Consider the following 11,992-nt stretch of genomic DNA (forward strand, 5'->3'; position numbering starts at 1 on the left):
GATTGCAGGAAGGAAGACACGCCAGATGCACACCGGTTCGCGCGGACCACCGCGCCTGCGCGCGACTATACGGCACGACCGGTCAAGGTCGGATGCCCGGGGCGGCCCCGCCCGCAGCACCCGCCCCCGCGGTTCAGTACTTCAACCGCAGCTCCTCCACCGTCGGCTGCTGCAGCGCATACCAGTCCTGGAACTCTTCCTCGGTGATTTCGTCCGGGGCGTACACCGCCACCGGAGGCCAGTCGTGGTCGGTCGGCAGCGGCTGGCGCGGACCGGCGCGCAGGCTGTAGCTGACGCCCTCATAGTCCACCAGATCGTCGACCTGCGGCCATTGCTCGCGCGCGAACGCGGTTTCACTCTTCAACAGGATCACCTGGTACATCGGCACCTCCACTTCAGGTTGGATCGGAACACCCGGCGCTGGCGGCAGGATACCGCCGCGCCGATGACAGCGGGAATGACGCCGCGGCGACGCAATGTTCTGGACACCGCCATCGCTCCGGCTTCACCCGCTCGTGGCGAGGCCGTCGGCATCGTGGAGGCCCGTTCCCGCTGCGCCTGCCGATGACCGAACAGCTGCCACTGAAGACCGTCGCCGACCTCAAGCTGCCCCGCTACCTGGGCACCTGGTATGAGATCGCGCGCCTGCCCATGCGCCACGAGCCGGAAGGCTGCACCGATGTCTCGGCGCACTACAGCCTGCTCGACAACGGCAACGTCAGCGTCCACAACCGCTGCCGCATGGACGGCCAGGTCGAGGAGGCCAGCGGCGAAGCCTGCCCCGTCGACAACGACAGCGCGCGCCTGGAAGTGAGCTTCCTGCCCAAGGGCCTGCGCTGGCTGCCCTTCGCCAAGGGCGACTACTGGGTCATCCAGATCGCTCCGGACTACAGCGTGTCGCTGGTTGGCAGCCCCGATCGCCGCTACCTGTGGCTGCTGGCACGCGAGCCGAAGCTGGACGCCACCGTGCGGGACCATTATCTGGCCACGGCGCGGCTGCAGGGCTTCGATCTGTCCGAACTGATCCACACGCCGCACACCGGCCATCCCACCGCCTGACCCATCACCATGGACCTGAAAAGTGGCTATCCCTGGTGGGCCGTACGCAATGGCCTGATCCAGGCATTTCCCCCGCTGGAGGGCGACCTGCGCTGCGATGTGCTGGTGGTCGGCGGCGGCATCACCGGCGCACTGATCGCCGATGAGCTGTCAGGTCACGGTCACGATGTCGCCCTGATCGAGCAGCGCGACATCGGTTGGGGCAGCACCGCCGCCAGCACCGCGCTGCTGCAGTACGAGATCGACACCCATCTGCTGGAACTGGCCCAGCGCTATGGCCACGACGCGGCCACGCTGGCCTACCGGGCCTGTGCCGAGGCGATCCCGGCACTGGGCGAAGTGGCGCGTGGCCTGAAGGACGTGGACTTCCGGCGCATGGACAGCCTGTACCTGGCCAGTCGCCACCGCGACGTGCCCCGCCTCATGGCCGAGGGCCAGGCACGCCGCAGCGCCGGCCTGGACGCCCGCTGGCTGGGCCCGGAGGCGCTGGCGGAGCGCTTCGATGTGGACGCCGGCGGCGCATTGCTGACCCGGCAGGCAGCGCGGGTCGACCCTTACTGCCTCACCTATGGATTGCTGAAGCGGGTGCGCCAGCGCGGCGGCCACATTCACGATCGCACCGTGCTGCACACGCTGACGCCAGGCACACGGGGCGTAACCGCCCAGACCGAATCAGGCGCGACGATCCGCGCAGGCCACGTGGTGCTGGCGATGGGATACGCCAACCAGCGCTGGCTTTCGCAGCGCGTCGCACGCAACCGCAGCAGCTATGCCTTCATCACCGACCCTGTCGATGCCGCGGTGCTGGGCCCCCTGCAGCGCACAATGGTGTGGGAAAGCGCGCGCCCCTATCTGTACCTGCGGGCTACCGGCGACCGTCGCCTGCTGGTGGGCGGGCTGGACGATGCCATCGACATTCCGGCACGGCGCGACCGGCGGGTGGAAGGCAAGGCAGACAAGCTCATGAAGCAACTGCTGCACTGGTTCCCCAAGCTCGACCCGGTACCAGCATTCTCATGGGCCGGTACCTTCGCCGAGACCGCCGACGGATTGCCGTTCTTCGGCCCGCATGAACAGTGGGGGCCGCGCGTGCACCTGGCAATGGCCTACGGCGGCAATGGCATCACCTATTCCATGATCGGCGCACAGCTGCTGCGGGCCCGCATCGAGCGGCGCAAGCATCCGCTGGCGGAGCTGTTCGGGTTCGGGCGGCTGTGACCTGCAGCCGGGCATGGCCCGGCTCTACCCCAATCCGGCGCCGACAGGCATCATTCAAGCACGCCCTGCTAGCGTCGGCCTGTAACGCCGCGTGTGGCGTGGTCCCTGTCCGCTGGAGCGCCAAGATGATCCGCCCCCTGACCCTGCTGTTGTGCCTGGCCCTGCCCGGGACCGTGCTCGCCCAGTCCGCTGCCGGCGCCACCGCACCGCAGGCATCCGGGTTGGACCTGACATTGCCGCAGGCGCCGATGCGTTACCTCAACGATCCGACGTTGCAGCAGGACCCGCCGGGCACCTACTACGGTGACAAGAGTGGCCCGCGCGTGCACGACGATGCCCGCATCGCCGACGTGCAGGACGACAAGGTGAAGGTCTCCGGCAGTTTCACCACCGGCATCGGGTACTCCAAGCGGGGTGGCAACAGCCACTACAACGCCGCCACGCTGAATCTGAGCAAGAACTACACCACCGACGAGGGCAAGACCCGCGGGGTGAACCTCAACATCCACGTCAGCGAAGGCGAGGGCCCGGGCTTCTTCGGCCCGTATGGCGGCTACTACGGTCGCGGCCCCGGCTACTGGGACTACCCGCCGCCCTACGGCTGGTAAGCAGCGCCGGGCCATGCCCGGCGAGCGCAGCGCATGCATCAGGCCGCCGGGCATGGCCCGGCGCTGCCCGAGGCGCTCAATCCAGCCAGCCGTCGCGTTCGCTGTGCAGGATGCGGCCGTCATAGCCGCTCAGGCGCACCTCGACCTTGTGGTTGCGGGCATTGCGCGCTTCCAGCGACCAGGTGGCGCCATCGCGCTCCAGCGAGTGGATCTCGCGCAGGCCCTGCGACTGTGCCTTGGCCAGCACCTGCTCGGTCGGCAGCAGCGCGCGGCCGTTGTGCTCATCGAAGATCTCGCCGGTCTTCGGGTCCACGTAGACCTCGCTGAAGCGGCCATCGGCGCGGCTGACGTCGGCTTCCCACAGGCCGTCATCGCGTTCGATCTCGTGGATCTGGGTGTAGCCGGCCTTGCGCAGGGCCTGCTCGGCCTGGGCCATGCCCAGCGGTGCAGCGTGCGCGGCCGGAGCGATGGCCAGCACGGCGACGGTGGCGAGGGTGAGCGACTTCAGCATGGGAGTTCTCCTGTTCGTGGCCGGACCATTCCGGCAGCACCACGATGCCGCGGTCGGCTAACAGCCCCTTAGCGGCCATCGTTAGTCGGCTGTTAGTCGGCGGTGCCATGCTCGCGCCTGTCGCCATCGCCCGAGGATCCGTCACCGATGCTGGTCTCCCTGCCCCTGCTGCTGGCCCTGGCCACTCCGGGCTCCGCTGCCGGCCCTGCGCCGGACCCGGCGCAGCAGGTCGCGCGCCGCGCCGTGCAGCAGGGCCGTTACGTGCCCCTGGAACAGGTGGTGCGCGACGCGCTCAGGCGCCAGCCCGGCCAACTGCTGGAGGTGGAGTTGGACGACGCGGTGTACGAGGTGGAGATCCTGCGTGACGACGGCGCAGTGGTGGAGCTGGACTATGATGCGCGCAACGGGACGTTGTTGAAGATGGAACTGGACGACTGATGCGGATCCTGCTTGCCGAGGATGACACCGAGCTGGCCAAACGCCTGCAGCCCCTGCTGGAGCAGGCCGGCTACGTGGTCGATGTGGCCACCGATGGCCGTCGTGCGGAAGAGATCGGCCAGATCGAGGACCTGCATGCCGCGGTCGTCGATCTTGGCCTGCCCGGCCTGGATGGACTGAGCGTGATCGAGCGCTGGCGTGCCCATGGCCGCGATTTTCCGGTGCTGGTGCTGACCGCACGCAGCCGCTGGCACGACAAGCTGGCCGGCTTCGATGCAGGCGCCGATGACTACCTGACCAAACCGTTCCAGGCCGATGAACTGGTGCTGCGCCTGCGTGCCCTGATCCGCCGCAGCCGGGGCCACGCCAGCCCGCGCCTGCAGTGCGGCCCCCTGCAGCTTGACGTCAACGCCGGTCGCTTTGAACTGGACGGGCAACCGTTGCCGCTGAGTCCCCAGGAGTTCCGCGTACTGAGTTACTTCATCCATCACGCCGGCCGCGTGATCAGCCGCGACCGCCTCGGCGAACAGGTCTTCGAAGGCGGTTACGATCCGGACTCGAACGCGCTGGACGTGCTGCTTGGCCGGGTGCGGCGCAAGCTGGGCGTGGAACTGATCCATACCGTGCGTGGCCAGGGTTGGCGGCTGGCCGAGGCATGAGCGCGCGCCAGCCTTCATTGCGGCGGCGGCTGCTGCTGGTGGGGGGCATCGGCCTGGTGCTGGTGTCGGTGCTGGCCAGCGTGCTGCTGGGCGAGCTGTTCAAGCGCAGCGCGCGCGACCGTCTTGACGGCGAGTTGCAGCAGGACATGCTGACTCTGCTCGCGCAGGCGGAGATCGATCCCGACGGACAGCTGCGGCTGCGCCAGGAACCCAACGACGCGCGCTTCCAGCGTGTGTTCTCCGGCGCCTACTGGCAGATCACCGACCACAACGGCAAGGTGCTGCTGCAGTCGCGCTCGCTGTGGGACCAGACCCTGCCGGTCACAGCCACCGGCCCGGCCGAGCGCAATCTGAGCGGGCCGATGCAGCAATCGCTGCGTGCCCGTGTGCAGCAGGTACGCCTGCCACGTGCATCGCAGCCCTACATTGCGCTGGTTGCCCATGATCGCAGCGCGCTGGACGCGGACACCGCCGCCTTCCGTCAGCGCAGCGCGCTGGCGCTGGGCCTGCTGGTCGCGGCATGGCTGGCGGTGCTGGCCAGCCAGGTGCATTTCGGCCTGCGCCCACTACGCGGCCTGGGCCAGCAGCTGGAACGCATCCGCCGTGGCGATGCCGAGCGCATCGACCGCAGCCGGCTGGATCTGGAGATCGCGCCGCTGGCCGATGAGCTCGATGCCCTGCTCGATCACCACCAGCGCATGGTCGCGCGCGCGCGCAGCAGCGCCGAGGACCTGGCGCATGCGCTGAAGACGCCGCTGAGCGTGTTGGCGGCCGAAGCGGAGGGTGAAGGACGCGGCTGGCGGCGCACGGTGCACGAACAGGGCGCGCGCATGCGTGCGAGCATCGACCGCTACCTGGCCGCCGGCCTGGCCGTGGACCACCACCAGCGCAGCGATGTGGCGCCCGCGGTGGAGGCATTGTGCCGATTGATGACCCGCGTGCATGCCGGCCGCCGCATCCGCTTCCAGATGGACGTGGCACACGGGCTGGCCTTCGCCGGCGCAGCCACCGACCTGGAGGAGATGCTGGGCAACCTGCTGGACAACGCCGGCAAATGGGCCGCCAGCGAAGTACGCCTGCGGGCCCTGGCCAAACAGGACCGGCTGCATATCGAAGTGCGCGACGACGGCCCGGGGCTGGACGAAGCCAAGCTGGAGAGTGTCCTGCAGCGTGGCGTACGCCTGGACGAACGGGTGGAAGGCAGCGGCCTGGGCCTTGCGATCGCCGCGGAGATCGCCGCCAGCCACGGCGGCTCACTGCGCCTTTCCAACGAGAACCCGGGACTGCGCGCACGGCTGGAACTGCCGCTGGCCCCGACGGACGCCCCGCCTCCCCGGTAGAGCCGCCCCGGCGCTGCACGACCCGCCTCAGCGGTGATGCATCCACCAGCAGTCGATGGCGTCGAGCACGATGTGGATCACCAGGCCGATGCCCACCAGACGGGTCTTCTTCGGCACGCACAGCCCGGCGTACACCGCGATCGCCGGCGCGGTGTGCAACGGGTGGAAGCCGATGCTGCAGCGGTTCGGCGCGTAGATCGGATCGGCCAGCAGATGGTCGAGGTCGATGATCCAGCCCAGCAGCATCAGCAACCACGCCGACGCAAAGCGCTTGCGCCAGAACAGCCATGCCAGCAGGGCTGGCACGGCGGCATGCAGGAACAGGTGGAAGATCGCGCGGGCGCTCATCAGGACCGGTAGCGCCGGGCCATGCCCGGCGTGGCCGCAGGCATCAGACCAGCGGCTCGTCGGACAGGTAGGTGTAGCCGGTCAGGCCCGCCTCCAGCGCCTGCGACAGTTCCTGCGCACGCTCCGGCGACAGCCCGGCGGCAGCCACGCGCTGGGCATAGGCCGCGCGCAGGTCGTCCAGCCGGTAGCCCACGTAGTCCAGCATCACGTCGGTGGTGTCGCCACGACGCTGCTGGGTGATCGCGTAGCCGTCCGCATCGGCCACCACTTCCACCGCGTCGGTGTCACCGAACAGATTGTGGATGTCGCCCAGGATCTCCTGGTAGGCACCGACCATGAAGAAGCCGATGCGGTAGCTCTCGCCGTGCTTGATCGCGTGCAGCGGCAGCGAACTGTCCAGGCTCTCGTTCTCGACATAGGTCTTGACCATGCCGTCCGAGTCGCAGGTCATGTCGGCAATGATGCCGCGACGGTCCGGCACTTCGTCCAGCCGCTCGATCGGCACGATCGGGAACACCTGGTCGATGGCCCACGCGTCGGGAATCGATTCGAACACGCTGAAGTTGACGAAGTACTTGTCGACCAGGCGCTCGTTCAGTTCATCCAGCGCCGGACGGTGGCTCTTCTCGTCATAGCTCAGGCGCGCACGCACGCCGTGGGCGATGGCGTAGAACAGGTCGTCGATGCGCGCACGCTGCGGCAGGTCGATCTGGCCCAGCGCGTAGCTGGACAGGCCTTCGGCATGGAAGTGCTGCGCCTCCTGGAACAGTTCCACCGCCGGGCGCACGTCCAGTTCCTCGTGGATCTCGCGCAGATGACGGATCGAAGCCGGCTCGTCATCGTGCTGGTCCGGCACGCGGCCTTCCTGCGCCTGTTCCACTTCGGACACATTCGCGATCAGCACTGCATGGTGCGCGGTCATCGCACGGCCGCACTCGGTAACGATGCGCGGGGGGGGCAGGCCGTGCTCTTCGCAGGCGTTGGCCAGCGGCTGCACGATGTTGCTGGCATACGAATTCAAGCCGTAGTTGATCGAGCAGAAGCTGCGCGACCGGGTGCCTTCGTAATCCACGCCCAGGCCGCCGCCCACGTCCACATGGGTGATCTTCGCGCCCAGCTGCGACAGTTCAACGAAGTAGCGGGTGGCTTCGCGCATGCCGTTGGCGATGTCGCGCACGTTGGAGATCTGCGAGCCCATATGGAAGTGCAGCAGGCTCAGGCAATCGGCGTACTCGGTATCGCGCAGCGACTTCCACAGGTCCAGCAGCTGGCGCGGGGACAGGCCGAACTTGGCCTTGTCGCCCCCGCTGTTCTGCCACTTGCCGGCGCCCAGCGACGCCAGCCGCATGCGCACGCCCAGGCCGGGCTTCACGTCCAGCGCCTTGGACTCTTCCAGCACCAGCTTCAGCTCGGACGGCTTCTCGATGACGATGAAGGTCTGCAGGCCCAGCTTGCGACCGATCAGGGCCAGGCGGATGTACTCACGGTCCTTGTAGCCGTTGCAGACGATCAGGCCGCCCGGGCGCGACAGTGCCAGCACCGCCATCAGCTCCGGCTTGCTGCCCGCTTCCAGGCCGAAGCCCTCGCCGTGGTGGCTGGCCAGGGTACCGGCCACGCCGCGGTGCTGGTTGACCTTGATCGGGTACACCGCGGTGTAACCACCCGCGTAATCCCAGTCCTGCTGGGCCTGGGCGAATGCCGCCTGCAGCTTGCCCAGGCGCTGGCCGAGGATGTCCGGGAAGCGCACCAGCAGTGGCAGCTTGGCGCCCGCCTCGCGGGCGGCGTCCACCACCTTGGGCAGCGACACCACCGGGCCGTCCGCCCCGGTCGGTCTCACCACCATGTGCCCGGCCTGATCCACGTCGAAGTAACCATCCGCCCAATGCGGGATCGAGTAGGTCTTGCGGGCTTGGTCGAGGGACCAATCGGTCATTTCAGTCGGCCTTGTTGGCAATAAAAGGGGGGGCATGATAACGCCTATATGCCCACAGGTTCGTTATCATGCGCGCCCGCGCCCGTGACCCGGCTCCTGCCGGACCTGAACAGGCCGATCCGTCCGGATGTGGCTTGCGCCACGCGGCCCCGTGCCGCCAACCCGGCTCTACCCCCTCCGAACAGGACCCCAGAAGGACACGTCCCATGACTGACAGCAACAACTGGTACATCGAGCATTTCGAGCGCACCGGCTCGGCCATCGGCTACCGCATCACCGGCAAGCTGGACGAGGTGCAGTCGCCCTTCCAGAAGATCGAGATCTTCCAGACCACCGACTGGGGCAACCTGATGACCATCGATGGCGCCATCATGCTGACCAGCAAGGACAACTTCTTCTATCACGAGATGATCAGCCACCCGGTGCTGTTCACCCACGCCGCCCCCAAGCGCGTGGTGATCATCGGTGGCGGCGACTGCGGCACCCTGCGCGAAGTGCTCAAGCACAAGGGCGTGGAGAGCGTGACCCAGTGCGACATCGACGAGCAGGTCACGGTGATGGCGCGCAAGCACTTCCCGGAGCTGTGCGACTCCAACGACGATCCGCGCGCCGAACTGCTGTTCGACGACGGTGTGGCCTACATGGCCAACTGCCCGGCCGGCAGCGTGGACGTGGTGATCGTGGACTCCACCGACCCGGTCGGCCCGGGCGAAGGCCTGTTCAACAAGGCCTTCTACGAGAGCTGCTTCAAGGCGCTGAAGGACGATGGCATCCTGGTTCAGCAGTCCGAATCGCCGCTGATGCAGCTGGAACTGATCAACGAGATGCGTACCGAGATGGGCAAGGCCGGCTTCGGTTCGTTCAAGACCCTGCCGTTCCCGCAGCCGTGCTACCCGACCGGCTGGTGGAGCGTGACCATGGCGCGCAAGGGCGACAGCAGCTTCGACTTCCGCCAGGCCGATTCGGCCGCCAAGACCTTCACGACCCTGTACTACACCGCCGCGCTGCACACCGGCGTGCTGGTGACCCCGCCGTTCGTGCAGGCGGCACTGAAGAGCTGATCCAACAAAAAACCCGCGCTGGCAGCAGCGCGGGTTTTTCATTTGCAGGCAACGCCGGGCGATGCCCGGCGTTTCGCTTACAGCGCCCAGATTCCGGCAATCACCGCCGCCACCAGGCCCCACTTGATGACCTGGTAGGCCACCACGCTGCGCTCGCGCAGCGCCTTGGCCTTCAGGCGCACCTTGTACAGGCTGCCGAATGCCTTGTTGACACCCCCGGTCGGATCACCTGGCAGGTTCGGCGAAGCGCCACCGGCCAGCAGCGTGGCGGCCACCGCACGGTTGAACAGGCCCGGCAGGCCGAAGCGCAGCGGGCGCGCGATGTCGCAGAACAGGATCACTCGGTCCTGCTCGGTCTCGTTATGCGCGTGGTGGATGTAGGTTTCGTCGAACATCATCCACTCGCCGTCGCGCCAGCTCTTCCGGATGCCGTCCACTTCGATGTAGCAGGCATCATCGTTGGGGGTGCTCAGGCCCAGGTGCAGGCGCAGCGAACCGGCGAACGGATCGCGGTGCGGACGCAGCTCGCTGCCCGGCGGCAGCTGCGCGAACATCGCTGCGCGAACATCCGGAATCGACTCGATCAGGGCCACGGTCTTCGGGCACAGCGTCTTCGCCGACGGGTGCGAGGGGCCGTACCAGCGCAGGTAGAAGCGCTTCCAGCCACGGCGGAAGAACGAGTTGAAGCCCGCATCGTTGAAACTGCTGGACGCAGCGATCTTCTGCGCATCGCGCAGCGCCAGCGCCTCGTCACGGATCATCTGCCAGTTCTGGCGCAGGGGTTCCAGCTGCGGGAACTCCTTGCCCGGGTCCAGAAACGGCGTGGTCGGCACCTTCGAGAACATGTACATGACCACGTTGATCGGAGCCATGAAACTGGAGTGGTCCAGCAGCTGGCGCGACCAGCGCGCGCGGACCCTGCCACGGAAGTGGATGTACAGCACGCAGGCCACGAACAGCACTGCCAGTACGATCTTGATCATCAAAAACTTTCCTCCGGCGGCAGCCGGAACGGGAATCAGGGGGCGATGCACGGCGCAGGCGGCCGGCATCGGTGGCAACGCGGCAGGGGACGGGGACGTGCCGGAACGGGGCGGCCGCCGATGTCGCGGATGAACAGCTTATGGTCGGCAGGCCGTGCGCCGGGGTCAAGCCACACGTGCGCCATGTTCAGCGACGCTTGGCTGAACGGGTGGATTTCTTCTTCAACTTATTGATTTTCAATGCCCCAAACCGGAGAGTGAGACGAAATTGTCCGCCCGTGCGCGACGAACTGTTCCAGCCACGGCCCCGACATTTCTCCGACAGAACGTGGATTAGCGAACTTGCCGGTACTAAAATTGACTTAACGAAAGTTTAGCCAGTTTCCCCCGCCTCACCGGTTCGCTTGACGCTTCAGCGCCGCCCACCGGGTCGTCCGAGACCCCGCCATGCCCCTTCCTGCCTCCCCCTGCCAGACCTGCGGCGATGACGCCACCACGCCCCTGCTGCTCAAGCGTGGCGAACGCCTGCTGGCTCCCGATGTCTATCGCACCTGCCTGGATGGCCGCGAGGCCGTCATCAAGGACTACTCCCGCTATCGCGGCACGCCGCTGTCGCTGGTCGCACGCCTGATGGTGCGCCGTGAAGCGCGCATGCTGCAGCGCCTGGGCGGCTGGAAGCACGCGCCGGCGCTGCTGGGAACACTGGGAGGCCTGGCACTGGGCATGGAGTTCATTCCCGGCCAGACCCTCAGCACCGCCCAGGCAGTCGGCAATGAAGTGTTCGAGCAGCTGCAGCACGCACTCAGCCGCCTGCATGCGGCCGGCATCACCCATAACGATCTGCACGGCACCAACGTGGTGGTCAGCGGCGGCGTACCGGTGCTGCTGGACTTCACCTCGGCCTGGCGCGCACCGCGCTGGCTGCGCCGCAACCCGCTGACCCGGCAGATGCGCCGCAGCGACATGAAGAACCTGCTGAAGATCCGCCAGCGCGTGACCGGGCAGGCGCCCAGCGCCACCCAGGCCGCCCTGGTGGCCGACCCCGGCTGGGTGGCCGCAGTGCGCCAGGGCTGGAAGCGGTTCTATAAGTGGGCGAAGCGCCGGTAAGCGTCGCTCCGCTCACCGCTTTACCGCTCCTTGTAGAGCCGAGCCCATGCTCGGCTGCTCTTTGTAGAGTCGAGCAAGCTCGACTCTACATAACGGCGGAACGGCAGCCGAGCATCGGCTCGGCTCTACAACATCCCGCCGGACGGCTTACAGCGCGTCTGCGTCCAGCTCGCCGGTGCGGATACGCACCACGCTGCCCAGGTCATACACGAATACCTTGCCGTCGCCGATCTTGCCGGTACCGGCCGCCTTGACGATGGCTTCCACCACCGCCTCCACCTGGTCATCGGTCACGGCCACTTCCAGCTTCACCTTCGGCAGGAAGTCGACCACGTACTCGGCGCCACGGTACAGCTCGGTATGCCCCTTCTGGCGGCCGAAGCCCTTGACCTCCGTCACCGTGATGCCGGTGACGCCACGCTCGGCCAGCGCTTCGCGCACGTCGTCGAGCTTGAACGGCTTGATCACCGCCATGACCATCTTCATCGTCGATCTCCTGTCTTCCGGCGTGGAGGATAGCGCCTGAACGCGCCCGGTGCGACGCCGCGGCTGCCTGTCCGGGCAGCGCGCGCCGGCAGTATCCTTGTGGCTGAACGGCCTGCCCCCGCCGGATGCGCGGGCGCCACCCCCCGAGCACCCCAAGATCCACCTGAACCAAAACGATGCCCACCCCCCCCCCCACAGCCCCCAGGTGCCGCCCCGCCAGCGCGAATCCCCCGACGAACAG

Annotated in this window: 14 protein-coding genes; 8 read left to right on the forward strand and 6 right to left on the reverse strand. The window is 67.4% G+C overall.

Annotated features, from left to right (window positions below):
* Window positions 1–133 precede the first annotated feature (133 nt).
* The gene (locus tag ACVOME_RS01045) at window positions 134–382 is read right to left on the reverse strand and encodes a hypothetical protein (protein WP_053520409.1); all 249 of its coding nucleotides are present in this window, start codon (window positions 380–382) and stop codon (window positions 134–136) included.
* A gap of 182 nt (window positions 383–564) precedes the next feature.
* Here ACVOME_RS01045 and ACVOME_RS01050 point away from each other — a divergent pair, with 182 nt between their 5' ends.
* The 3 genes from ACVOME_RS01050 to ACVOME_RS01060 all read left to right on the forward strand — a co-directional run bounded on the left by ACVOME_RS01050 (window position 565) and on the right by ACVOME_RS01060 (window position 2,885).
* The gene (locus ACVOME_RS01050; RefSeq protein ID WP_053520408.1) at window positions 565–1,059 is read left to right on the forward strand and encodes a lipocalin family protein; all 495 of its coding nucleotides are present in this window, start codon (window positions 565–567) and stop codon (window positions 1,057–1,059) included.
* 9 nt (window positions 1,060–1,068) lie between these two features.
* Complete coding sequence (locus ACVOME_RS01055) at window positions 1,069–2,277, forward strand: NAD(P)/FAD-dependent oxidoreductase (RefSeq protein WP_065181517.1); 1,209 nt, start codon at window positions 1,069–1,071, stop codon at window positions 2,275–2,277.
* A gap of 125 nt (window positions 2,278–2,402) precedes the next feature.
* The gene (locus ACVOME_RS01060) at window positions 2,403–2,885 is read left to right on the forward strand and encodes a hypothetical protein (RefSeq protein ID WP_074900053.1); all 483 of its coding nucleotides are present in this window, start codon (window positions 2,403–2,405) and stop codon (window positions 2,883–2,885) included.
* Between the two features lie 76 nt (window positions 2,886–2,961).
* On the opposite strand, the gene ACVOME_RS01065 is transcribed toward ACVOME_RS01060, so the two are convergent.
* Window positions 2,962–3,396 carry a PepSY domain-containing protein gene (locus ACVOME_RS01065; protein WP_262218987.1) on the reverse strand — a complete coding sequence of 145 codons (435 nt, stop codon included), beginning with the start codon at window positions 3,394–3,396 and terminating at the stop codon, window positions 2,962–2,964.
* Between the two features lie 147 nt (window positions 3,397–3,543).
* Here ACVOME_RS01065 and ACVOME_RS01070 point away from each other — a divergent pair, with 147 nt between their 5' ends.
* From ACVOME_RS01070 to ACVOME_RS01080, 3 genes are read left to right on the forward strand one after another with little or no spacing between them, the layout of a single operon-like run.
* Entirely contained in the window at window positions 3,544–3,834 is a 291-nt protein-coding gene (locus tag ACVOME_RS01070) for a PepSY domain-containing protein (protein ID WP_053520369.1), read from the forward strand.
* Window positions 3,834–4,493 carry a response regulator transcription factor gene (locus ACVOME_RS01075; RefSeq protein ID WP_053520370.1) on the forward strand — a complete coding sequence of 220 codons (660 nt, stop codon included), beginning with the start codon at window positions 3,834–3,836 and terminating at the stop codon, window positions 4,491–4,493. The genes ACVOME_RS01070 and ACVOME_RS01075 overlap by 1 nt, the downstream gene beginning before the upstream one ends.
* The gene (locus tag ACVOME_RS01080) at window positions 4,490–5,833 is read left to right on the forward strand and encodes a sensor histidine kinase (RefSeq protein WP_197572272.1); all 1,344 of its coding nucleotides are present in this window, start codon (window positions 4,490–4,492) and stop codon (window positions 5,831–5,833) included. The genes ACVOME_RS01075 and ACVOME_RS01080 overlap by 4 nt, the downstream gene beginning before the upstream one ends.
* A gap of 27 nt (window positions 5,834–5,860) precedes the next feature.
* Here the strand turns inward: ACVOME_RS01080 and ACVOME_RS01085 are convergent, their stop codons facing one another.
* Together ACVOME_RS01085 and speA are read right to left on the reverse strand one after the other, a co-directional pair.
* Window positions 5,861–6,181 (reverse strand): DUF6122 family protein, encoded by a 321-nt coding sequence (locus ACVOME_RS01085; RefSeq protein ID WP_065174355.1) that lies wholly within the window; start codon window positions 6,179–6,181, stop codon window positions 5,861–5,863.
* Window positions 6,182–6,224: 43 nt separating this feature from the next.
* The gene (gene speA / locus ACVOME_RS01090) at window positions 6,225–8,114 is read right to left on the reverse strand and encodes an arginine decarboxylase (protein ID WP_053520373.1); all 1,890 of its coding nucleotides are present in this window, start codon (window positions 8,112–8,114) and stop codon (window positions 6,225–6,227) included.
* Window positions 8,115–8,320: 206 nt separating this feature from the next.
* Here speA and speE point away from each other — a divergent pair, with 206 nt between their 5' ends.
* The gene (gene speE / locus ACVOME_RS01095; protein WP_053520374.1) at window positions 8,321–9,175 is read left to right on the forward strand and encodes a polyamine aminopropyltransferase; all 855 of its coding nucleotides are present in this window, start codon (window positions 8,321–8,323) and stop codon (window positions 9,173–9,175) included.
* Between the two features lie 77 nt (window positions 9,176–9,252).
* Here the strand turns inward: speE and ACVOME_RS01100 are convergent, their stop codons facing one another.
* A complete protein-coding gene (locus ACVOME_RS01100; RefSeq protein ID WP_181452161.1) occupies window positions 9,253–10,158 on the reverse strand; it encodes an aspartyl/asparaginyl beta-hydroxylase domain-containing protein in 906 nt (301 codons plus the stop codon).
* 447 nt (window positions 10,159–10,605) lie between these two features.
* On the opposite strand from ACVOME_RS01100, the gene ACVOME_RS01105 reads away from it, so the two are divergent.
* Window positions 10,606–11,265, forward strand: a complete 660-nt coding sequence (locus ACVOME_RS01105; protein ID WP_053518133.1) for an RIO1 family regulatory kinase/ATPase domain-containing protein — start codon at window positions 10,606–10,608, stop codon at window positions 11,263–11,265.
* 147 nt (window positions 11,266–11,412) lie between these two features.
* On the opposite strand, the gene ACVOME_RS01110 is transcribed toward ACVOME_RS01105, so the two are convergent.
* On the reverse strand, window positions 11,413–11,751 hold the full coding sequence (locus ACVOME_RS01110; RefSeq protein ID WP_005411374.1) for a P-II family nitrogen regulator: 339 nt from the start codon (window positions 11,749–11,751) through the stop codon (window positions 11,413–11,415).
* Window positions 11,752–11,992: the final 241 nt, after the last annotated feature.

This window comes from Stenotrophomonas sp. STEN008, from assembly GCF_056760435.1.